At 60.5% G+C, this 23,181-nt stretch carries 18 protein-coding genes; 9 read left to right on the top strand and 9 right to left on the bottom strand.

The annotated features are described in order from the left end of the window. Positions 1-78: 78 nt before the first annotated feature. Positions 79-1,047 (top strand): polyprenyl synthetase family protein, encoded by a 969-nt coding sequence (locus NJC38_RS17550; protein WP_045493863.1) that lies wholly within the window; start codon positions 79-81, stop codon positions 1,045-1,047. A gap of 153 nt (positions 1,048-1,200) precedes the next feature. Continuing rightward, a complete protein-coding gene (locus NJC38_RS17545; RefSeq protein ID WP_045483697.1) occupies positions 1,201-1,449 on the top strand; it encodes a hypothetical protein in 249 nt (82 codons plus the stop codon). Positions 1,450-1,514: 65 nt separating this feature from the next. Here NJC38_RS17545 and NJC38_RS17540 read toward each other — a convergent pair whose 3' ends face one another. From NJC38_RS17540 to NJC38_RS17525, 4 genes are all read right to left on the bottom strand, one after another. Further along, complete coding sequence (locus NJC38_RS17540) at positions 1,515-2,132, bottom strand: FKBP-type peptidyl-prolyl cis-trans isomerase (RefSeq protein WP_045483700.1); 618 nt, start codon at positions 2,130-2,132, stop codon at positions 1,515-1,517. 124 nt (positions 2,133-2,256) lie between these two features. Next, the gene (locus NJC38_RS17535; RefSeq protein ID WP_045483703.1) at positions 2,257-2,745 is read right to left on the bottom strand and encodes a TIGR00645 family protein; all 489 of its coding nucleotides are present in this window, start codon (positions 2,743-2,745) and stop codon (positions 2,257-2,259) included. A 132-nt stretch (positions 2,746-2,877) separates the two neighbouring features. Next, positions 2,878-3,204: a hypothetical protein gene (locus NJC38_RS17530; RefSeq protein WP_045483706.1), complete on the bottom strand. Its 327-nt coding sequence runs from the start codon at positions 3,202-3,204 to the stop codon at positions 2,878-2,880. A 173-nt stretch (positions 3,205-3,377) separates the two neighbouring features. Further along, a complete protein-coding gene (locus NJC38_RS17525; protein WP_253116198.1) occupies positions 3,378-5,813 on the bottom strand; it encodes a Lon protease family protein in 2,436 nt (811 codons plus the stop codon). A gap of 269 nt (positions 5,814-6,082) precedes the next feature. Here NJC38_RS17525 and NJC38_RS17520 point away from each other — a divergent pair, with 269 nt between their 5' ends. From NJC38_RS17520 to NJC38_RS17505, 4 genes are all read left to right on the top strand, one after another. Beyond that, a complete protein-coding gene (locus NJC38_RS17520) occupies positions 6,083-6,571 on the top strand; it encodes a DUF3015 domain-containing protein (protein WP_045483712.1) in 489 nt (162 codons plus the stop codon). 62 nt (positions 6,572-6,633) lie between these two features. Next, positions 6,634-8,499, top strand: a complete 1,866-nt coding sequence (locus NJC38_RS17515) for a DUF4105 domain-containing protein (protein WP_253116196.1) — start codon at positions 6,634-6,636, stop codon at positions 8,497-8,499. A gap of 78 nt (positions 8,500-8,577) precedes the next feature. Continuing rightward, positions 8,578-8,928, top strand: coding sequence for a hypothetical protein (locus NJC38_RS17510; protein WP_253116194.1), 351 nt, complete (start codon positions 8,578-8,580; stop codon positions 8,926-8,928). 286 nt (positions 8,929-9,214) lie between these two features. Next, positions 9,215-9,718 (top strand): GreA/GreB family elongation factor, encoded by a 504-nt coding sequence (locus NJC38_RS17505; RefSeq protein ID WP_253116192.1) that lies wholly within the window; start codon positions 9,215-9,217, stop codon positions 9,716-9,718. Positions 9,719-10,088: 370 nt separating this feature from the next. On the opposite strand, the gene gdhA is transcribed toward NJC38_RS17505, so the two are convergent. Continuing rightward, on the bottom strand, positions 10,089-11,429 hold the full coding sequence (gdhA, locus tag NJC38_RS17500) for an NADP-specific glutamate dehydrogenase (protein WP_253116190.1): 1,341 nt from the start codon (positions 11,427-11,429) through the stop codon (positions 10,089-10,091). A gap of 195 nt (positions 11,430-11,624) precedes the next feature. Then, positions 11,625-13,292: an energy-dependent translational throttle protein EttA gene (gene ettA, locus NJC38_RS17495; RefSeq protein WP_253116187.1), complete on the bottom strand. Its 1,668-nt coding sequence runs from the start codon at positions 13,290-13,292 to the stop codon at positions 11,625-11,627. A gap of 26 nt (positions 13,293-13,318) precedes the next feature. Here ettA and NJC38_RS17490 point away from each other — a divergent pair, with 26 nt between their 5' ends. From NJC38_RS17490 to glyA, 3 genes are all read left to right on the top strand, one after another. Beyond that, a complete protein-coding gene (locus NJC38_RS17490) occupies positions 13,319-13,597 on the top strand; it encodes a hypothetical protein (RefSeq protein ID WP_253116186.1) in 279 nt (92 codons plus the stop codon). A 350-nt stretch (positions 13,598-13,947) separates the two neighbouring features. Continuing rightward, positions 13,948-17,664, top strand: coding sequence for an EAL domain-containing protein (locus NJC38_RS17485; RefSeq protein WP_253116281.1), 3,717 nt, complete (start codon positions 13,948-13,950; stop codon positions 17,662-17,664). A 198-nt stretch (positions 17,665-17,862) separates the two neighbouring features. Beyond that, complete coding sequence (gene glyA / locus NJC38_RS17480; RefSeq protein ID WP_253116184.1) at positions 17,863-19,116, top strand: serine hydroxymethyltransferase; 1,254 nt, start codon at positions 17,863-17,865, stop codon at positions 19,114-19,116. 601 nt (positions 19,117-19,717) lie between these two features. On the opposite strand, the gene yjiA is transcribed toward glyA, so the two are convergent. The 3 genes from yjiA to NJC38_RS17465 form a co-directional block, all read right to left on the bottom strand. Further along, positions 19,718-20,698 carry a GTPase gene (gene yjiA / locus NJC38_RS17475; protein ID WP_253116182.1) on the bottom strand — a complete coding sequence of 327 codons (981 nt, stop codon included), beginning with the start codon at positions 20,696-20,698 and terminating at the stop codon, positions 19,718-19,720. Between the two features lie 91 nt (positions 20,699-20,789). Then, positions 20,790-20,987: a YbdD/YjiX family protein gene (locus NJC38_RS17470; protein ID WP_045483739.1), complete on the bottom strand. Its 198-nt coding sequence runs from the start codon at positions 20,985-20,987 to the stop codon at positions 20,790-20,792. A 24-nt stretch (positions 20,988-21,011) separates the two neighbouring features. Further along, positions 21,012-23,087 carry a carbon starvation CstA family protein gene (locus NJC38_RS17465; protein WP_253116179.1) on the bottom strand — a complete coding sequence of 692 codons (2,076 nt, stop codon included), beginning with the start codon at positions 23,085-23,087 and terminating at the stop codon, positions 21,012-21,014. Between the last annotated feature and the right edge of the window lie 94 nt (positions 23,088-23,181).

Here is a 23,181-nt window from a genome sequence, read left to right as displayed (position 1 = left end):
GGCCGGGCTTGCATACCTTGACACACCTGTACCCGCAACCTAGCATGCGGCGCAACCTATGTGGAGCACCTGTCGCTGATGCAACCCCAAGCCTTCTACCGCGCGGTGGCGGACGACTTTACTGCCGTTGACCTGATCATCAAGAAGCAACTGACGTCGCGTGTACCGCTGGTCTCGAAGATCGGCGACTATATTACCTCCGCCGGGGGCAAACGGCTGCGTCCGTTGCTGGTGTTGCTGGGCGGCAAAGCCCTGGGCCATCAAGGCGACGACCTGCGCCTGCTGGCCGCCACCATCGAATTTCTGCACACCGCCACCCTGCTGCATGACGACGTGGTCGACATGTCCGGCATGCGCCGTGGCCGCTCGACAGCCAATGCCCTGTGGGGCAACGCGCCGAGCGTGCTGGTCGGTGACTTCCTGTATTCGCGCTCGTTCGAAATGATGGTCGAACTGGGTTCGATGCCGGTCATGCAGATTCTCTCCAGAGCCACTCGGGTGATTGCCGAAGGTGAAGTGCTGCAGCTGTCGAAAGTACGCGACGCCAGCACCACTGAAGAAATCTACATGGAAGTGATCCGCGGCAAGACCGCCATGCTGTTCGAAGCATCGACCCACAGTGCAGCAGCCCTGTGCGGCGCCAGTGCCGAACAGAGTGAAGCGCTGCGCACCTTCGGCGACCATCTGGGCGTGGCGTTCCAACTGGTGGACGACCTGCTCGACTACCGTGGCGACGCCGAAACCCTGGGCAAGAACGTTGGCGACGACCTCGCTGAAGGCAAGCCGACCCTGCCGCTGATCTACACCATGCGTGAAGGCACCGCCGAACAGGCAGCCCTGGTTCGCCAGGCCATTCAGAAAGGCGGCCTGGAAGACCTCGAAAGCATCCGTAATGCCGTAGAAAGCGCAGGCGCCCTGGACTACACCGCGCAACTGGCGCGCGACTACGCAGCCCGCGCCATCGCCTGCCTGGAAGCCTTGCCGCCCAGCGAGTACCGCGATGCGCTGGTTGAACTCAGCGAGTTCGCTGTCGCGCGTACCCACTGACCGTCAGCACGCACCACCAAGAGCCCGTCCTTGTGACGGGCTTTTTATTGCCCGGCGTCAACCGCTCGACAGAAAATGCGAATTAATCTCAATAGAGGCTTGCTATTATCGTAATAGGAATTATTCTCACCTCATCGGAACAGGAGATGGAATATGACTTATTTGATCGATGCATGGCTGGATCGCCCGCACCCTTACCTGCGGATTCTTCATCGCGAGACAGGTGAAGTCTGCGCCGTACTGGAACAGGACGCTCTGGAAGAGTTACGTGAACAAGGTGATCTGGACGTCAATGTCCTCAACTCCAGCGAGCCGGTGGTGCTCAAGGAGCTGGTGCGAAACCTGTTTCTGTTTTGCTATGCGCGAGCGTTGCGCCCGATGGGTGAGTTTGGAACGGCGTGATGAAACTTGACACGCCTGACTGCTGAACGAGCCGCAACGGCGCGTTCAGCAGACTCGGCAACGGCTTACAGAACAGCCAGCAGCTCGACGTCGAACACCAGCACGCTGTGCGGCGGGATGCTGCCCACGCCTTGCGCGCCGTAGGCCAGTTCGCTCGGCACGTACAGGCGCCATTTGCTGCCGGTACCCATCAGTTGCAGGGCCTCGGTCCAGCCAGCGATCACGCCGCCCACCGGGAATTCGGCCGGCTCACCACGATCGTAGGAGCTGTCGAATACAGTGCCGTCGATCAGGGTGCCGTGGTAGTGCGTACGCACCTGGTCTTCACGGGTCGGCTTGGCGCCATCACCCGCTGTCAGCACTTCGAATTGCAGGCCCGACGCCAGAGTGGTCACGCCTTCACGCTTGGCGTTCTCGGCCAGGTAGGCGACGCCAGCGGCAGCGGCTTTTTCGGCCTTGGCAGCCGCTTCAGCCTGCATGACTTCACGAATCGCCTTGAACGCCGAGGACAGCTCTTCCTGACCCACACGGCTTGGCTGGTTGTTGAAGGCGTCGGTCAGGCCGGTGATGATGGCTTGCAGATCCACACCTGGCGGCGGGTTGTCGCGCAGTTGATCGCCCAACTGGCGGCCAATGCCGTAGCTGACGCGGGTTTCGTCGGTAGACAGATTGACTTCGGACATGATGCTGCTCCGCATGTGGAACGTCCGACTGACCGGCAGGCCACTCGAACACCCCGGATAAAAGGGCGAGCAGCCTAGCATAGTTGCGCCGCCAGCCCCTATCGCTGCCAGCGCAACCCTGTCATTAATGCTTGGTGAGCTTGTCCAGATAGCCCATGGCAAATGCCGAAATCACGAAGGTCATGTGAATGATCACGTACCATTTCAGGTGTTCGGTCTCGATATTGCTGGCATCCATGAACACCCGCAGCAGGTGAATGGACGAAATGGCCACGATGGATGCCGCGACTTTCATCTTCAGCGAAGAGGAGTCCATGGTGCCGAGCCAGTTGAGCTTCTCCTTGTGCTCATCGATATCCAGTTGCGAAACGAAGTTTTCGTAGCCGGAAATCATCACCATGACCAGCAGGCCACCCACCAGTGCCATATCGATCAGCGACAGCAGGACCAGGATCAGATCGGCTTCAGCCAGGGAGAAGACATTGGGCAGAACGTGGAAGATCTCCTGGAAGAACTTCAGGCCCAACGCCAGCAAGCCAAGCGACAGGCCGAAATAGATCGGTGCCAGCAGCCAGCGCGACGCATACATGGCATTTTCAAAAAAACGTTCCATTGAAACTCGCAAGGTGTGGGAGAAGACGCGCGAGTATATCAGCGAGAAGTGATGGCTCTTGGCTCGCGACAAAATGTCGCAGCAAACGCCACTGCCCGGCGGCTGCACCGGCCCATCAAGGGCGGCGCCACACTAGAACAACGAGGAGTGCTGGCAGTGCGACGGATCGGTATTGAGCCGGCGCAGTTCGCCCTGCAGATGCAGGCTCCAGATCGGGATATCGTCAGAACACTGATAGCCGTTCAACGCCAGACTGTCGGCAATCGCCTGCAGCACGGACTCGGCAGCACGCGCGCCCTGGAAAGGCCCTTGAGCCTTGATGGCCGAAGGTTGTTCACCGGACATGCCCGCCGCGAACAGCAGGGTCCACAGGCCGTTATCGCCCAGTGGCCGGATCACGCATTCGATCCGGGTCACCAGGCCCAGACACTGGCGGGTCAGGCAGAGACGTCGCACCATGGCGAGTTCCTCCTCTTCAAGCTGATTGCCAGCTGCAACGGTGCAGCGGCCTGCCAATCCATTTGGCGACTGTATTGATCCAACAGCATAGAAGAAAAACCCCACGGTAAGCGAGGGATGGATGAACGGATGCCGGAGAATGCGAACTTCGTCCGGCATCACAGCCCATAGGGTCAAGCCTTGAGTTCAGGCTGCAGTTGCGCAGGCTCCTTTTCGAGTTCTTCACTTAGCTCTTCAGCGCTGAGCATCTCGGCGATATCACGCAGCCGCTGAACCACACGGGCGTTGACACTGCCCTCCGGGAACTGGCCATTGTCGTCTGGCGCACCGGCCGGCTCACCGACCAGCAGGCTCAGAGCCTCATCGGCCTGGCTGACGGCGTAGATGTGGAACTGCCCGGCCTTCACAGCCTGCAAGACCCGCTCATCAAGCATCAGGGTCGCGACGTTGGAACGCGGAATGATCGCGCCCTGCTCGCCGGTCAGGCCGCGTGCCTCGCACAGCCGGAAGAAGCCTTCGATCTTCTCGTTGACCCCACCGACCGCCTGCACTTCGCCAAACTGGTTGATCGAACCGGTAATCGCGAAGCACTGCTTGAGCGGGGTGCGCGACAACGCCGAGATCAGGGTGCAGACCTCGCCCAATGAGGCGCTGTCACCATCGACATAACCGTAAGACTGCTCCAGGGCGATGCTGGCTGAAATCGCCAGCGGGAATTCCTGGGCATAGCGGCTGCCCAGGTAACCGGTGAGGATCATCACCCCCTTGGAGTGGATCGGCTGGCCAAGGTTGACCTCCCGCTCGATATCCACAATACCGCTGCCACCGGGATACACCGTGGCCGAGATCCGGGCCGGCACGCCGAACGCCGAGTCACCCACTTCCAGCACGGTCAGGCCATTGCATTTGCCTACCGCAGCACCATCGGTGTCGATCAGGATGACCCCGGCCAGCATGTCGTCGAGAATCCGCGCCGAGACCCGCCCGGTGCGGGTGGCCTTGGCCTTGAGGGCCCGTTCGATATGCCCGGCATCGGTGAACTCTTCATTGGCCAGGTGGCGAATGAAGTCGGCTTCGCTGACCAGCTGGAACAGGTCGCCGATCTTCGCCGACAAGCGCCCCTGATGCTCGGCCAGCCGTGCGCTGTAGGTGGCCAGACGGGCAACCGCATCAGCGGTCAACGGCGCCATGCCCTCCTCTGTGGTGCGGGTCTTGAGCAACTGGGCGAACTGCTCCAGGGTCTCGTCAACCATCGGGATCTCTTCGTCGAAGTCCACCAGCACCCGGAACATCTCCTGAAAATCCGGATCCAGGTCCTGCAAGGTGTAGTACAGCGAGCGCGAACCGATGATGACGATCTTGACGCTCCAGGGAATGACCTGAGGGGTAAGGGTAACGGTCGCCACACGGCCCAATTCGCCCAGTGGCGACTCCATCTTCAGCTTGCGCGTCTGCAGGGTACGTTTAAGCGCATCCCAGACGAACGGCTCGCCCAGCAGCTTTTCCGCCTCCAGAATCAGGAAACCGCCGTTGGCGCGGTGCAAGGCGCCGGGGCGCAACTGCCGGTAGCTGGTGTAAAGCGCCCCCTGATCAGTGCTGTACTCGATGCGGCCGAACAGGTTGTCGTAGGTCGGGTGCGACTCGAACACCACCGGTGCACCACCATCATGGGTATGGCCCACCACCAGACTGGGGCTGTACTGCTCTTCGAGCATTTTGCGCGCCTGGGCGTCGGTCTTGGCATCGTCAACCAGTTCCTCGACCAGGGTTTTGATCAGGTTGACCTGCAGCGCTTGCAGATAGGCGCACACCGCCGCTGTCTCGGCATACTTCTGCGACAACGGCGCCAGCAATGGCTGCAGGGCCAGAATGATGGTTTCGTCGTTGAGCTGGCGCAGCTGATTGTTGGACTCGCGCTTCCATTGCGGCAGGCTCGACAACTCTTCGTTCAGGCGCTCTTCCAGGTCGGCGATGTCCTCATGGAAACGCTCGCGCTCAGCCTCCGGCAGTTGGGAAAACTCGGCTTCATCCAGTGCCTTGCCGTCGGTCATGGGCGTGAAGGCGATGTTGGAGCTGTCGCGGTACAGGGCAATGCTCTTTTCCAGCGCCAGACGCTCGATCACATCCAGAGCGCGGTCATAGCGCTGGTTGAAGGCGCGGTCGATGGCGCTTTTTTTCTGCTGGTAGGTCGGGTGCTCGAACACCGCCGGAAAGGTTGCCAGCAGGTTATCGATCAACCCGGCGATGTCGGCGATGAACGCCTGCGCACTGCCGGCCGCCAGCTCCACGGCACGCGGCTCGCGGGGTTCGTCGAAGTTATTGACATAGACCCAGTCGGAGGGGGTCTGCAAACGCTTGGCTTCGGCCTTGAGGTAGCGTTTGACGAACGAAAACCGGCCGGTGCCAGGCTCGCCCATGACATACACGTTGTAACCGGGTCGCGGCATCGCCACGCCAAACTGCAGGGCCTCTACGGCACGTTCCTGGCCGAGTACGCCGCGAAAGGGTTCCAGATCATTGGTGGTCTTGAAAGCGAACTGTTCAGCAGAGAATGGACGGGTCAGCGCTTGTGGCGCCAGACGCAGGCTGGCAGCAACGGAATCGGGCATCAGTGTTCCTTACATCAGGCGGGGCAGATGCGGGCATTCTGGCGCTCGCCGGACACCACTTGCAAGACAGTTGCACGCTACCCGCTGCCCATTGCCACGCTCAATAGGCTGACGGATGTCAAAACCTCCCAATAAACCGTAATAAATCACGGAACCCCGCTACGCCGCCTAGACTCCAACCTGCGCATACTGGCCAGTATGGCCTTTTTGCACTAATGCAATGACGCATGCACCCGACCACTCAGGTTGACCAGAAAGAGAATAAAGCTATGAAACGGATTCTTCTTGGAACGCTCTTCGCCGCTGCATCTTTCAACGCCATGGCCCAAGCGCCAGGCGGCCCGGACTGCGGCTGGGGCAACATGCTGTTTGAAGGCCAGCGCGGCACTCCTGCTCACTTCCTGGCGTCCACCACCAACGGCACCTCCGGTAACGCCACCTTCGGCATGACCAGCGGTACCAACGGCTGTTCCACCAATGGCGCGCTGACCTACGGCGGCAAATCCTGGATTGCCATGAACGGCATGATGGACGAGCTGAGCAAGGACATGGCCATGGGTCAGGGTGAAGCACTGACCACCTACGCGGTGGTTCTGGGTGTTGCGCCACAAGACCGTGCGCGTTTCGCGGCTGTCACTCACGACAACTTCTCGAAGATCTTCAACAAAGCTGACGTCACCGCCGAGGACGTTCACGCCAACACCCTCGATGTGCTGAAAAACGACGCGACCCTGGCCAAGTACGCGACTCAGGCCTGATGCTCGTACCGCTCCCCGGCTCACGGGGAGCGGTTTCCCACTTTTCGAACAGTTGCCCGCCCATGCTCAAACGTCTCGCCTGCCTGACGCTGTTTGTCTGCGCCCCGCTGTGCGCAACCCCGCAAGTGGCCCCACAAGTCAATAACGAACGTTTGCAGCAACTGGCCAGCGACCCGTTCTGGCTGTCTCTGGGCCACTATGAAAAAACCCGTCTGAGTGGCTGGCGCAGCCACGTCGACGACCCGAAATTCTTTCTTGCCGCCAATGGTGCGCATGACCCATATGCCGAACTGAGTGCAACCCTGGCGGCGATCCGGGCTCCCGAGCTCGATCAGCAGCCCCATGCGCAATGCACTTACCCGGCCCGCACCCGCTGGCTGCGCAATCAGTTGCAGTTGCGCGACCTGCCAGTGGTGGACTGCAAGGAATTCAACGAGTGGTTCAAGGATGTCTCGCCCGACAGCACCACGCTGGTGTTCCCGGCGGCCTACCTGAACAGCCCGTCATCGATGTTCGGCCATACCCTGCTGCGTATCGACCCGGCCAGTGCACGATCCAACAACACCACCCTGCTCAGCTATGCAATCAACTTCGGTGCATACATCGAGGGCTCGGACAACAGCATCCTGTACGCCTGGAAAGGCCTGGCAGGCGGCTATCCGGGCCTGTTCGCGCTGGTGCCCTATCAGGAAAAGCTCGCCGAATACCGCAGCCTGGAAAACCGCGACCTGTGGGAATACCGGCTGAACCTGAGCAAGGAAGAAACCGAGCGCATGGTCGAGCATGTCTGGGAGTTGAAGCAAATTCGCTTCAGCTACTACTTTTTTGACGAAAACTGCTCCTATCGCTTGCTGGAATTGCTGCAGATCGCCCGGCCCGGCCTGCAACTGACTGATCAGTTCGAACTGACCGCGATCCCCACCGACACCGTCAAAGCGGTCAAGGCCGCCGGGCTGGTGGACAAGATCGACTACCGCCCGTCGCGTGAGCGCGAGTTGCTCAGCCGCGCCGAGCCACTCGACCACACCGAGCAACAGTGGGTGCTGGCCGTCAGCGCCGACCCGGCGCAACTGCAAAGTGCCGATTACCTGGCCCAGCCAGCCGAGCGGCGAGCCTTGATCCAGGACGCCGCTTACCGTCTGGAGCGCTACCGTGCCAACGGCCAGGAACGTGACCGTAACAGCGCCCAACGCAGCTTCGAGCTGCTGCGCGCGATCAACCAGAATCCGCCACCGATGCTGCAGATCGACCAGCCGGGCCTGCCCGAAGAAGGCCATCAGTCACGCACCTGGCAATTGGGCGTGGGCAGTCATGCTGACAAGGCGTTTGCCGAGTACGGGCTGCGCATGGCCTATCACGACCTCAACGATAACGCCTACGGCTTCCCGCTCGGTGCGCAAATCGAAATCCTGCAGCTCAAACTGCGCCAGTACGAGGGCAACGACTGGAAACTGCAGCGCCTGGACCTGGCGACCATTCGCTCGCTGACGCCGCGCAATGAATTGCTCAAACCCTGGTCATGGCAGGTCTCCGGCGGTCTGGAGCGCGTGCCGGGCAAGCATGGCGAACAGACGCTGGTCAGCCACGTCAACGGCGGCGGCGGCGCGACCTGGCAACTGAGCGACAACCTGCTGGGCTTCGCCCTGGGTACCGCACGGCTGGAGCACAACAATGACTTCAGCGCCTTTGTCGCGCCCGCCGCCGGCTTCAATACCGGAGTGCTGTGGCGAAACCCGCTGGGCAACCTGAGTGTGGAGGCCAAGGGCGACTATTTCACCAATGGCGAAGTGCGGCGCAGCATCAGCCTGAACCAACAGTGGGAGGTGTCGCGCAATCTGGGCCTGCGCCTGACCGCCCAGCGCGACTTCACTCATCTGGGCGATGCGCAGAACGAGGTGATGCTGCAATTACGCTGGTATCACTACTGAACACTTTTTCGACGAACTGTTGACCGGCTGCGTACCTGGCATTGACTAGACTTTCCTCAGTAACCGAGGAATTCGATCATGAACATGCGTATAGCGTTGTTGGGCCTGATCGTAGTGCTTGCAGGATGCCAGTCGACCCACGAGCAATTGTTGGCCGAGGGTTATCCACCGGCATTCGCCGATGGTTTTCAGGATGGTTGCGGCAGTGGACGACAGGCGGCAGGCTCGATTGGCGGGCAATACCGCAAAAACGTGCCTCGCTACCTCAAAGAAAAGCTGTATGCCCAAGGCTGGGACGATGGTTTGCGTCAGTGCCAGGCGATGCAGGAAAGCCGCGACCGGGAAAGTAACGGCTGGAGCAGTGACCGGGACCGTGCCTGGGAACAGCAGAAGACCCGCGACAAGGCCAGGGCTTATCGTCCCGACTGAGACGAGAAGCACCGCCAGGGGGTCGCAAACGGACATCCACAACACTCACTCGCAGCGCATGCTGAGTCTTGTCCGGGCATTCCCGAGCGCTGCGCCCGCAGTCATGCAAACCTGTTTCGCCCGGTCATGCCGAGGGTCTGTTGACGTTTCAGCGCAGGCCGCAGGGCCGTGGCTTGGCGCACGCATTCCGACAGAGTGAAGCCTATGCAGGCCGACAAAACAGACCGCGGCGCGGTTGTGATGAAACGTCAACAGCCCCTAACCTTGCATCTACGGGAGGAAAATCATGAGTCGTGCGTTCGTCAACGAAGACAGCAATGCCGAACAGACCAGCCAGCCGGTAGAGCGGCTGGTCAGCGAGAGCCCCAATTACGTCACCGCCCATGGGCTGGTGCAGTTGCAAAACCAGGTTCGTGAGCTGCAGGGGCAGCACCGCCAGCAGACCGAACTGGGCGAGAAGGCTGACAAACAGCGACTGGTGGATATCGAGCGCGACCTGCGCTACTACACCCAGCGCCAGCAGAGCGCCCTGGTGGTAACCCCGGCGTTATCCACTGAAAAGGTGCAGATCGGCAGTTGGGTGACCTATGCCGATGAACACGACCATCGCCAGCGCGTGCAACTGGTCGGCGAGGACCAGGCCGATGCCGCTCATGGCCTGATCAACTGGGGCTCACCACTGGGCCGTGCCCTGCTCGGTGCGCAACCCGGTGATGAAGTGCTGTGCAAGCGCCCGGCCGGGGATCAACTGATCGAAATACTGGAAATCGAGGCTGACGCAGGCCCGTGACAGCAATACCGGTCAGTCATGGACAACGCGGTCACTGTGGGAGGAGCCAGAGCCACTTAACTGATCGGCATTAGCCCCATACTGTCCACTTAGGTACTGCATGCCCCCGGTGGGAGCGACCTTGGTCGCGAAGAGGCCAGTAAAAACACTACATCTGCTGTGAATGTACCGCCGTCTTCGTCGGCAAGCCGACTCCCACCGGATAAGTTCTGCATGCGTCTGTAGTCGCGAAGAGGCCAGCAAACTCGCTGCATCTGCTGTGAATGTACCGGCCTCTTCGTCGGATTACCGCCCAGACCAAGCTCGCTCCTACCGGAGTACCTAAAGCACTTAACCGAACAGTATTGGCATCAGTCCATGAAAGGCTGAATCAGACCACGCCTTGCGCCAGCATGGCATCGGCGACCTTGACGAAGCCTGCGATGTTGGCACCTTTGACGTAGTTCACGCTGCCGTCAGCTTGCTGGCCGTAATGCACACAGGCATTGTGGATCGACTGCATGATGCCATGCAGCTTGCTGTCCACTTCACCGGCGCTCCACAACAGGCGCATGGCGTTCTGCGACATTTCCAGACCACTGACCGCGACACCGCCGGCGTTGGAGGCTTTGCCCGGCGCGAACAGCGTCCTGGCCTCGATGAACAGGTCAACGGCATCGAGGGTGGTTGGCATGTTCGCGCCTTCAGCCACGCAAATGCAGCCATTGCGCAGCAGGGTCCGGGCGTCTTCGCCGGTCAGTTCGTTCTGGGTGGCGCACGGCAGGGCGATATCGCAGGCCAGGTTCCATGGCGTCTGGCCTTTGCGGAACTCCAGGCCAAAGCGTTCGGCCAGTTCACTGATGCGCCCACGTTTGACGTTTTTCAGCTCCATCAGCGCATCCCACTGCTGATCGTTCAGACCCGCCTCGATGTACAGGGTGCCTTCGGAGTCGGACAACGAGATAACCTTGCCGCCCAGGTCCATGACCTTGCGTGCAGCGTACTGGGCCACGTTGCCAGAACCGGAAATCGCCACCCGGCGACCGTCGATGGCCTTGCCGTCACGCTTGAGCATTTCTTCGGCGAAATACACGCAACCGTAGCCGGTGGCCTCTGGGCGAATCAGGCTGCCGCCGTAGGTCATGCCCTTACCGGTCAGCACCGACGTGAACTGGTTGGCCAGACGCTTGTACTGACCGAACATGAAGCCGATCTCGCGCGCGCCCACGCCAATGTCGCCGGCCGGCACGTCGAGGTCAGCACCGATGTGGCGGTACAGCTCACTCATGAATGCCTGGCAGAAGCGCATGACTTCGGCGTCGCTCTTGCCCTTTGGATCGAAGTCCGAGCCGCCTTTGCCGCCGCCCATGGGCAGCGAGGTCAGGGAGTTCTTCAATACCTGTTCGAAGGCCAGGAATTTGAGCACGCTCAGATCCACCGAGGGGTGGAAACGCAGGCCGCCTTTATAAGGGCCGATGGCGCTGCTCATCTGGATGCGATAGCCGCGGTTGACCTGAACCTTGCCCTGATCGTCGACCCACGACACGCGAAACAGCACCGCACGCTCCGGCTCGACCATACGTTCGATGATGCCGGCCTCAAGGTAATGCGGGTTGGCTTCCAGAAACGGCCAGAGGGTTCGCAGCACCTCTTCCACTGCCTGATGAAACTCGGGCTGGGCAGGATCGCGTTGCTTCAGACGAGCGAGGAAAACATCGACGGATTCGGTCATTGGAACGTCTCGACAGAGTGGCTATTTGTAGGAATTTTCCCGGACTCTACCAATTCAAAACGCACTTAAAAAGTGCGAAATGTCGTTTTTATGAATTTTTCTGGTGCAAATATATAAATAACCGCTGTGAAGAACGGAAATCCGAGCACAAAAATGGGGCCATAAAGGCCCCATTCCTGTGCAGCTACAGCCGGCTTATTGGGCCAGCTTCTTGTGCCGGACCCGATGCGGCTGGGTGGCAGCATCGCCCAGGCGCTTCTTGCGATCGGCTTCGTACTCGGTGTAGTTGCCTTCGAAGAACACAATGTTCGAATCGTCTTCGTAAGCCAGGATGTGAGTTGCCACGCGGTCCAGGAACCACCGATCGTGGGAAATCACAATCGCTGCGCCCGGGAAGTCCAGCAGGGCCTCTTCCAGGGAGCGCAGGGTTTCGACGTCGAGGTCGTTGGACGGTTCGTCGAGCAGCAGGACGTTACCGCCCTCCTTCAGGGTCAGGGCCAGGTGCAAACGGCCACGCTCACCACCGGACAGATCCTTGACGAACTTCTGCTGATCGCCACCCTTGAAGTTAAAGCGCCCCACATAGGTACGCGACGGAATCTCGTAGTTGCCGATGCGGATCTGGTCGGAACCGTCGGAGATCTGCTGGAACACGGTCTTGCCGCCATCGAGGTCGTCACGCGCCTGGTCGACACACGCCAGTTGCACGGTTTCGCCGATCGCGATGCTGCCCGAGTCTGGCTGCTCCTTGCCCATGATCATGCGGAACAGGGTCGATTTACCTGCGCCGTTACCACCGATAACGCCGACGATCGCGCCTTTTGGCATGGTGAACGACAGGTTATCAATCAGCACCCGATCACCGTAGCTCTTGGTGACATTCTTGAACTCGATCACGTTGTCGCCCAGCCGCGGACCGGCCGGAATGTAGATCTCGTTGGTCTCGCTGCGCTTCTGGAATTCCTGCGATTGCATTTCTTCGAAGCGTGCCAGACGGGCCTTGGATTTGGACTGGCGGGCTTTGGCGCCTTTGCGCACCCACTCCAGCTCTTCCTTCATGGCTTTTTCGTGTGCGCTCTGTTGCTTGGACTCCTGCTCCAGACGCGCCGACTTGGTCTCCAGCCAGCCCGAGTAGTTACCTTCGTACGGGATGCCTGCGCCGCGGTCGAGTTCAAGGATCCAGCCAGCGACGTTATCCAGGAAGTAACGGTCGTGGGTAATGGCCACCACGGTGCCCGGGAAGTCGTGCAGGAAGCGCTCCAGCCAGGCCACCGAGTCGGCGTCCAGGTGGTTGGTCGGCTCGTCAAGCAGCAGCATGTCCGGGGCGGACAGCAGCAAGCGGCACAGGGCAACACGGCGTTTTTCACCACCGGACAGCACCGCCACCTTGGCGTCCCAGGCCGGCAGGCGCAGCGCATCGGCGGCGACTTCCAGCTGACGCTCCAGGTTGTGACCATCGGCAGCCTGCAAAATGGCTTCGAGCTTGGCCTGTTCGGCGGCCAGCTTGTCAAAGTCAGCGTCCGGCTCGGCATAGGCGGCATAGACTTCGTCGAGGCGCGCCTGGGCGTCCTTGATCACGCTGACCGCTTCTTCAACCACTTCGCGGACGGTCTTTTCCGGGTCCAGTTGCGGCTCCTGTGGCAGATAGCCGACATTCAGCTCAGGCATCGGACGGGCTTCACCGTCGAACTCGGTGTCGACGCCAGCCATGATTTTCAGCAGGGTGGATTTACCCGAGCCGTTGAGGCCCAGCACGCCGATCTTGGCGCCCGGGAAGAACGACAGGGAGATGTTTTTGAGAATTTCCCGCTTCGGCGGCACTACTTTGCTCAGCCGATGCATGGTGTAGACGTATTGAGCCAAAACCTGGACCTCGCTCGAAAACGTGATTGAAAGCCTTGCCTGGCAAGCAAAGCCATAAAGAAACAATTATTCAGATTCAGAGCAGCAAAATTGCGCGGGCCGCGCGACGCGGTCGGAACACCGGCCAGGCTGCATTGCGTACGACAAACAAGCGCCACTCAACTGCGCTCAGGGTCGGCAAGCTTAACCCAAGTCGGCGGACGCTGGCAGGGGGGCTGCCCGGCGACAGCCCGAAATCCGCCGTTACGCCGCTGGCAGATACCGCCCTGGCGATACGACTAAAAAAGGTGCAGAAAAACCCTTGAACAATGCCAGATCCGGCTTAATTCTTTGCCGGTCCTTGCCGAGTAACAGTTACGCGCCTTGAATTGATCAAATGCGAAGTGAAATACGGCAAATACCACCAACCGAACGGGCCGGCAAACAGGCGTTACCACCAATAAACGCTGGCACTTAGCCACAACTAAAGGCATGCTAGCCGCCATTTGGGCGCCCGGCTTATAGTGCAGGCTGCATTCGCTGCTTCAGTCCAGTAGTCAGGAACATCGACTTGCCCACACCAACGGCTTCTACATCATCGCGTAGCGTCAAGAATTCCAGTCAACTGCCTGTGCGTGGTTCACTGAAAGGCGCGTTGGCCGCTCTGGTGTTGGTGATGCTCGCCCTGTTGCTGTGGCAATCCTTCGAGCAGTTTCAACAGACTCAAGAGCGTCAGCGCCAGCGCAGCCTGGACTACAGCATGCAACTGGCAGACCGCCTGAGCCTGAACCTGACGCTCAGCGCCCAGGTCAGCGTGAGCCTGCTGGATGAGGCGGTCAGCGTCGGTCAGTCGCTGGAGCAGCCCTCGACCCTGGACAACCTGCGCCAGGCGCTGCCGGCCCTGCAAAGCGTGGCCTGGCTCAGCCCCGCCGGCGATATCATCAAAGACAGTGCAATGGGCACCGGTGACGCAGCCTTTCTCAAAGAGCAACTGCGCAAAGCCCAAGGCAAGCCGTACTACTACACCAACGCCAGCGACGGCCGGCTGGTTTACCTGTTGGTCCGTCAGGCAGGCGGCATTACCGGTGACTACTGGGCATTGCGTCTGGGCCGGGAGGCACTCAAGCCGCTGACCCAGCAACCGTCCCACGACTTCATGCACCTGTGGCGCCTGGAAAATCGTGAACAGTCGCAGATTATCGCCCGTGACGGGCATCGCAGTAATGGCAACCTGCAAACGGTGCTGCTGCAACCGATCAGCAACAGCGACTGGCAACTGCATGGTCTGTTCGATGCCCGGCAAGAGCGCAAGGCGCTAGTGTTGCCACTGATTTTCAAGTGCGTGCTGGCCATGATGTTTGCCATCCTGCCCTTGGTCACCCTGTTTGGCTTGCGTCGCCGCCAGACCCAACTGGTTGAAAGCCGCCGCCGTTATCAGGGCATTTTCGAGGGGGCAGGCGTCGCCATCTGCGTGCTCGACATGTCTGCGCTGTTTGCCTTGCTCGACAGCTTGCAAGTGCGCAATACCGAGGATCTGGACAAGCTGATCAAACACCAGCCCAGCCAGTTCAAACGGCTGCTCCAGCAATTGCACATCACAGAAGTCAATCAGTTCGCGCTGGACCTGCTGGGTATCGAGAACAGTCAGCAGGCCTGGGACTCGCTGATCGACGCAAACCCGAGAAACCCCGCAGGCCCGGGAACACGGATCATCCGCGCGGTCCTGGCCAACGAGCCGAGCCTGGAGCTGGAAATTCGCCTGACCCGTGACGCTGGTGAAGACCAGCATCTCTGGCTGGTCATGCGCCTGCCCGAAGAGCAGAACGACTACGACTCGGTGATTCTCAGCATTGGCGACATCACCAGCCGCAAGCAGATGGAACTGTCGTTGCTGGACCGCGAAAGTTTCTGGTCCGACGTGGTTCGGACCGTGCCCGATCACCTGTACGTGCAAGACGTGCCCAGCCAGCGGATGATCTACAGCAACCACCATCTGGGGCAGACGCTGGGTTACAGCAAGACCGAACTGCAAAGCATGGGTGAGTTTTTCTGGGAGTTGCTGCTGCACCCCGACGATGCCAGCAATTACCGGGACATGCGCCTGCGCCAACGCCATCATGGGCACAACGAACTGCTGCAATGCGTACTGCGCTTTCGTGACTGCCAACAGAGCTGGCGCCATTTCGATATCCGCGAACAGGCAATGGCCTGGGACAAGGATGACCAGGTCACGCGGATCATCGGTATTGCCAAAGACATCACCCACCAGGTGACCGCCAGCCAGTCGCTGCGCGACAGCGAGCAGCGCTACCGGATGCTTGCCGAAAGCATCAGCGACGTTATCTTCTCCACTGACCGGGGCCTGGAACTCAACTACGTCAGCCCGTCAGTCGAAACGGTACTGGGCTACAGCGCCGACTGGATTGTCCGCAATGGCTGGAGCGCGGCGCTGGCTAACCCGCAGCAACTGACCGGCATCTATAGCCTGATCGTTCGTATCCGCAAAGTGTTGAACAAGCCGCACGACCTGGAGCGGCTGCGCAACGAAGTGCCGACCCGTCAGTTCGTCTTCGATTGCCTGCGCGCCGATGGCCGCAAGATTCCTATTGAACTGCGCCTGGTGCTGGTCTGGGACGAGCATGGCAGTTTCGAAGGCATCCTGGGCGTCGCCCGCGACGTCAGCCAGCAACGCCGCGCTGAAAAAGACCTGCGCATGGCGGCTACGGTTTTCGAGCACTCGACTTCCGCGATCCTGATCACCGACCCGGCCGGTTACATCGTGCAGGCCAATGATGCCTTCACCCGGGTCAGTGGCTACGAGGTCCACCAGATCCTGGACCAGTTGCCGACCCTGCTGACTGTCGAGCACGAAGAGGCGCACCTGCACCAGGTGCTGCGGCACCTTAACCAGCGCGGCAACTGGGAAGGCGAGGTTCAGCTCAAACGCCGCAACGGCGAGCAATACCCGGCCTGGGTCGGGATCACCGCAGTGCTTGATGATGAAGGCGACCTGGCCAGCTATGTGTGCTTCTTCAGCGACATCAGCGAGCGCAAGGCCAGCGAGCAGCGCATTCATCGCCTGGCCTACTACGACGCACTGACCCACCTGCCCAACCGCACCCTGTTCCAGGACCGCCTGCATTCGGCATTGCAGCAGGCCGAGCGCCAGAGCGCCTGGGTGGTGCTGATGTTCCTCGACCTCGACCGTTTCAAACCGATCAACGACTCGCTCGGCCATGCCGCCGGCGACCGCATGCTCAAGGAAATGGCTAGTCGGCTGCTGGCCTGCGTGACTGATGACGATACCGTGGCACGCATGGGCGGCGACGAATTCACCCTGCTGCTGCACTCCGGCGCGACCCGTGAGGTTGCCCTGAACCGCGCCATTCATGTGGCCGAACAGATTCTCAACAGCCTGGTCACGCCGTTTGTTCTGGAGGGCCGCGAGTTCTTCGTCACTGCCAGTATCGGCATTGCCCTGAGTCCGCAGGATGGCCATGAACTGAGCCAGTTGATGAAGAACGCCGACACGGCGATGTATCACGCCAAAGAGCGCGGCAAGAACAACTTCCAGTTTTACCAGGCCGACATGAACGCGACCGCGCTGGAACGCCTGGAGCTGGAAAGCGATCTGCGCCACGCGCTGGAACAGCAAGAGTTCGTGCTTTACTACCAACCGCAGTTCAGCGGCGACGGCAAGCGCCTGACCGGCGCCGAGGCGCTGCTGCGCTGGCGCCATCCACGACGCGGGCTGGTGCCACCGAACGACTTCATTCCAGTGCTCGAAGAGCTTGGCCTGGTCATGGAAGTTGGCGACTGGGTGCTGGCCGAGGCCTGCCGCCAGCTCAAGAGCTGGCACCAGGAACGGGTTCGGGTGCCGAAGGTGTCGGTCAATATTTCTGCCCGTCAGTTTGGCGACGGGCAACTGGGCGAACGCATCGCTGCCACCCTCAGGGACACCGGGCTGCCACCGGCCTGCCTGGAGCTGGAACTGACCGAAAGCATCCTGATGCGTGAAGTCGGCGAAGCCATGCAGACCCTGGCCGGCCTCAAGAATCTCGGCTTGAGCATCGCGGTTGACGACTTTGGCACCGGCTACTCATCGCTCAACTACCTCAAGCAGTTCCCGATCGATGTGCTCAAGATCGACCGCTCTTTCGTCGATGGTTTGCCCTCGGGCGAGCAGGATGCACAGATTGCCCGGGCGATCATCGCCATGGCGCACAGCCTGAACCTGTCGGTGATCGCCGAAGGCGTGGAAACCCACGAGCAACTGGACTTCCTGCGCGAGCATGGCTGCGACGAAGTACAAGGCTACCTGTTCGGCCGCCCGATGCCGGCCGGGCAGTTCGAGGCCCAGTTCAGCAATGACGCGCTGTTCATGCTCGATTGAAGCAGCGGCAGGCGGCTTCAGCCGCGATGGGGTCAGGCCAGGCACAGCAGAGGTGTCGCCTGGTCAATGTTCGCGGATGAATCCGCTCCTACGAGCTTGCAGCTGCTTCACCCGACGGATGAGGCCCTTTCATATGCCAGAGATTCTCCGATGGGGTAGAATGCCCCCCTTTTCCGCTCCAAGCCCTCGAGGACAGCCATGTTCAGCCGTGATTTGACTATCGCCAAGTTCGACCCCGATCTTTTTGCCGCCATGGAACAAGAAGCCGTGCGCCAGGAAGAGCACATCGAGCTGATCGCTTCGGAAAACTACACAAGCCCCGCAGTGATGGAAGCTCAGGGCTCGGCGCTGACCAACAAGTACGCCGAAGGTTACCCGGGCAAGCGTTACTACGGTGGTTGCGAGTACGTCGACATCGTTGAACAACTGGCCATCGACCGCGCCAAAGAGCTGTTCGGTGCCGACTACGCCAACGTCCAGCCGCACGCTGGCTCCCAGGCCAACGCCGCTGTCTACCTGGCGCTGCTGCAGGCCGGCGACACCATCCTGGGCATGAGCCTGGCTCACGGTGGTCACCTGACCCACGGCGCCAGCGTCAGCTCGTCGGGCAAGCTGTACAACGCCATTCAATACGGCATCGATGCCAACGGCCTGATCGACTACAACGAAGTCGAGCGCCTGGCTGTCGAGCACAAACCCAAGATGATCGTTGCCGGTTTCTCTGCCTACTCGCAGGTTCTGGACTTCGCTCGTTTCCGCGAAATCGCTGACAAGGTCGGCGCACTGCTGTTCGTCGATATGGCTCACGTCGCCGGTCTGGTCGCCGCTGGTGTCTACCCGAACCCGGTTCCGTTCGCTGACGTGGTCACCACCACGACTCACAAGACCCTGCGCGGTCCACGTGGCGGCCTGATCCTGGCCCGTGCCAACGCCGAGATCGAGAAGAAGCTCAACAGCGCAGTATTCCCGGGCGCCCAGGGCGGCCCACTGGAGCACGTGATCGCAGCCAAGGCGGTGTGCTTCAAGGAAGCCCTGCAACCTGAGTTCAAGGCGTACCAGCAGCAAGTGGTGAAGAACGCCCAGGCCATGGCCAGCGTGTTCATCGAGCGTGGCTTCGACGTCGTTTCCGGCGGCACCCAGAACCACCTGTTCCTGCTGTCGCTGATCAAGCAGGACATTTCCGGTAAAGATGCAGACGCCGCTCTGGGCCGTGCCTACATCACCGTCAACAAGAACTCGGTACCTAACGACCCGCGTTCGCCGTTCGTCACTTCGGGCCTGCGTTTCGGCACCCCGGCGGTGACCACTCGTGGTTTCAAGGAAACCGAGTGCAAGGAACTGGCTGGCTGGATCTGCGACATCCTGGCTGACCTGAACAACGAAGCCGTGATTGATGCGGTACGCGAGAAGGTCAAGGCGATCTGTGCACGTCTGCCGGTTTACGGCGCGTAATCGCGTAGCCTGCTGCATGAAAAAGCCCGGCCTTGGCGCCGGGCTTTTTTGTGGCCGCCGAACGGATTAGTTGTAAGCACCGCAGGAGCGGCTTTAGCCGCAATACTGTTCAGTTAAATGCTTTATGTACCCGGTAGGAGCGACTTTGGTCGCGAAGAGGCCAGTAAAGACACTACATCTGCTGTGAACGTGCCGCCGTCTTCGTCAGCAGAGCTGCCTCCCACCGAGAGTTGTGTACTTAACCGAACAACATTGGCTTTAGCCGCGAATGGGTCTTTAGACCGCTGGAAAATCCTTCATCGCGCTGCCTGAACTGCAGGTTTCGCCCTGCTGGGCGAGTGACTTTGGGGCGCCAAAGTCACCAAAGCGCTTGCTCCGGTCTTGGCCCCCTGCGGGGGTCCCCTCACTCCGGTGCCGATTTGGCGGTCGGCGCGATGGGCGTCCTGCCCAGCGCACCTAAAACCGGCTTGCGTGCCGGTTTTCCCACCAAATCGACACCTCCAATCGGCCAGCGCCAATCGTCGCGTCTGGCGTCGTCAGTGCCATCTCGGCTCGAAGATCAAAATCAACGGTTCACAACTTACCGCTTGTAGCTTGTAGCTTAAGCTCCAACCAGCTCGGCAAACCCTGCGCGGATCTTCTCTTCGGGCAATTCATCGGCAATGAACACGATCACGCTTTCACGCGCTTCGTCTTCGGCCCATTCGGTGTCCCAGTCAAAACCGTACAGTTTCAGCACGCCCTGAAACACCAGGCGGCGTGGTTCGCCGGCGATGTTGAGCACGCCCTTGTAGCGCAGCAATTGCTTGCCGTGATCTTCCAGCAGGGTGTTCATGAACTCGCTGAGCCGATCGATATCCAGCGGCCGGTCAGTGCGCAGTACCAGGCTGGAGATGCGGTCGCCGTTATTGCCGGCCGGTGCCACGGGACGCAAGGTGATGCCACCGCCCAGGTCGGCATTGAGGTTGAAGCCACGCACGTCCAGTAACTCGGCCAGGTCAATACGTCCGTGATCGACGGTACGGATTGGCGCACGACGGTTGATCCGCGCCAGACGGGCACTGAGCGCCTCGAATGTTTCGTCATCGACCAGATCACGTTTGCTGACCAGCAGCCGGTCGGCGAAGCCGATCTGGGCCTGGGCGATGGTCTGGGTCAGGTGCACATCGGCATGCGCCGCGTCGACCAGGGTGATGATGCCGTCGAGGATGTAGCGCTCGCGCAGTTCCTCGTCGATGAAAAAAGTCTGCGCCACCGGCGCCGGGTCGGCCAGGCCGGTGCATTCGATCACCAGCCGGTCGAAAGCGATTTCGCCGCTGTCCAGGCGCTCCAGCAGCAGGTACAGCGCTTTGGTCAGGTCGGTGTGGATGGTGCAGCACACGCAGCCATTGGACAGGGTCATGACCTGGACCGGCTCGTCGCCGAGCAACTGGCTGTCGATGCCGGCGTCGCTGAATTCGTTTTCGATCACCGCAATCTTCAGGCCGTGCTCGGCCTTGAGCAGGTGGCGCAGCAAGGTGGTCTTGCCCGCGCCCAGAAAGCCGGTCAGTACGGTAACGGGGATGGGTTGCAACTCGCTCATGGAGGCTCCTTGGCAGAGGCTTGCACTAAAAACAAAACGCGCCACAGGCAGGAACCTGTGGCGCGTCGGGTCAAACAGTCATGTCAGAGGTTCAACAACACTTCGGACCACTCTTGCCACCGTAACGGGCTTCCTGGCGTTCCCGGAAGAACTCCTCGTAGCTCATTACCGGTTTGTCCGGGTGCTTGTTCTGCATATGTTCCACATAGTTGTCGTAGTCGGGCATTCCCACCATCAGGCGTGCAGCCTGACCGAGGTATTTGCCCAGGCGACCCAGGTCATTGAACATTGGCAGATCCTCGCATGACGCTCATCACACTTGTGCCCCTGGTGGCATTTCCTGATACGGCGACTCTTTGTCGCTGCGCTCAGGTTTGCTCCAGGCCTGGCTACCCACTTTCAGGGAGTAGAACAGGATACTGCCGACCACGAACAGGAACAGCACACTCAGGCCTGCGTTGGTGTAGGCGTTCATGATCACGTGCTGCATCTGGTCCATGTTCTTGGCCGGAGCCAGCAGCTGGCCGGCTTCGGCTGCGGTGCTGTACTTCTTGGCCAGGGCCAGGAAGCCTACCGCAGGGTTGGAGTCGAACAGCTTGATCATGCTGGCTGTGACGGTGCAGATCAGCAGCCAGGCGGCCGGTACGGCGGTGACCCAGACGTAGCGCTGACGCTTCATCTTGATCAGCACGACGCTGGCGAGCATCAGGGCGATACCGGCGAGCATCTGGTTGGAGATGCCGAACAGCGGCCACAGGGTATTGATGCCACCCAACGGATCGATCACGCCCTGGTACAGCAGGTAACCCCACAGCGCCACGCAACCACCGGTGCCGATGATGTTGGCCGTCCACGACTCGGTGCGTTTGAGGGCTGGAACGAAGCTGCCCAGCAGGTCCTGGAGCATGAACCGGCCGGCACGGGTACCGGCGTCCACTGCGGTCAGGATGAACAGCGCCTCGAACAGAATCGCGAAGTGGTACCAGAAGGCCATGGTGTTTTCACCCGGCAGTACCTGGTGAAGGATCTGCGCGATACCCACCGCCAGGGTCGGCGCACCCCCGGCACGGGCCAGAATGGTGTGCTCGCCGATGTCGGCCGCGGTGGCGGTCAGTTGTTCAGGGGTAATCAGGAAGCCCCACTCACTGACCTTGGCAGCCACCGACACGACGTCGCTGCCGACAATCGCCGCCGGGCTGTTCATGGCGAAGTACACGCCTGGCTCGATGACCGATGCAGCGACCATGGCCATGATTGCCACGAACGACTCCATCAGCATGCCGCCGTAGCCGATGTAACGGGCGTTGACTTCGTTATCCAGCAGCTTGGGGGTGGTGCCCGAAGAGATCAGCGCATGGAAGCCCGATACCGCACCGCAGGCAATGGTGATGAACAGGAACGGGAACAGGCTGCCTTTCCAGACCGGACCGGTGCCGTCGGTGAACTGGGTCAGGGCCGGCATTTTCAGCTCAGGTGCCAGAATCAGGATACCGATGGCCAGGCCGACGATGGTGCCGATCTTGAGGAAGGTCGACAGGTAGTCACGTGGCGCCAGCAACAACCAGACCGGCAGCATGGCCGCGACGAAACCGTAGCCGACCAGCATCCAGGTGATCTGCACACCGGTGAAGGTAAAGCGCGGGCCCCAGACCGGATCGGCGGCAACCAGGCCGCCGAACCAGATCGATGCCAGCAGCAGCACGACACCGATGATCGAGATTTCACCGATGCGACCCGGGCGGATGTAACGCATGTACACGCCCATGAATATCGCAATCGGTATCGTCGCGATCACCGTGAACATGCCCCACGGGCTTTCGGCCAGGGCCTTGACCACGATCAGCGCCAGCACCGCAAGGATGATGATCATGATCAGGAAGCAGCCGAACAAGGCGATGGTGCCGGGGATACGGCCCATTTCCTCGCGGACCATGTCGCCCAGCGAGCGGCCGTTACGGCGCGTCGACAGGAACAGGATCATGAAGTCCTGCACGGCACCGGCCAGCACCACACCGGCGATCAGCCAGAGCGTACCGGGCAGATAGCCCATTTGCGCCGCCAGCACAGGGCCGACCAGCGGGCCGGCACCGGCGATGGCCGCGAAGTGGTGGCCGAACAGGATGTGTTTGTTGGTAGGAACGTAATCCAGACCATCGTTATTGACGACAGCCGGCGTCGCGCGACGCGGGTCCAGCTGCATGACGTGGTTGGCGATGAACAGACTGTAGTAACGGAAAGCGACCAGGTAGATGGCAACCGCTGCCACTACGATCCACAAGGCGTTGATTGCTTCGCCGCGGCGTAGCGCGACGACCCCCAGGGCACAGGCCCCAATGATCGCCAGTAGCACCCAAGGCACATGGCGCATCAAGCTGTTGTTATTTTTCATATTGTTATTCCAGCAAAAGTGACTAGAAACCAGCAGTGCGAGTGTAGCGCTGTCGCAGCGAAAGGCCACCCCCAACCAAGGTATAGACACAAAT

Source organism: Pseudomonas sp. 21LCFQ010 (assembly GCF_024129905.1).
Lineage (GTDB): Bacteria > Pseudomonadota > Gammaproteobacteria > Pseudomonadales > Pseudomonadaceae > Aquipseudomonas.
This window is presented reverse-complemented; position numbering and strand designations above follow the sequence as displayed.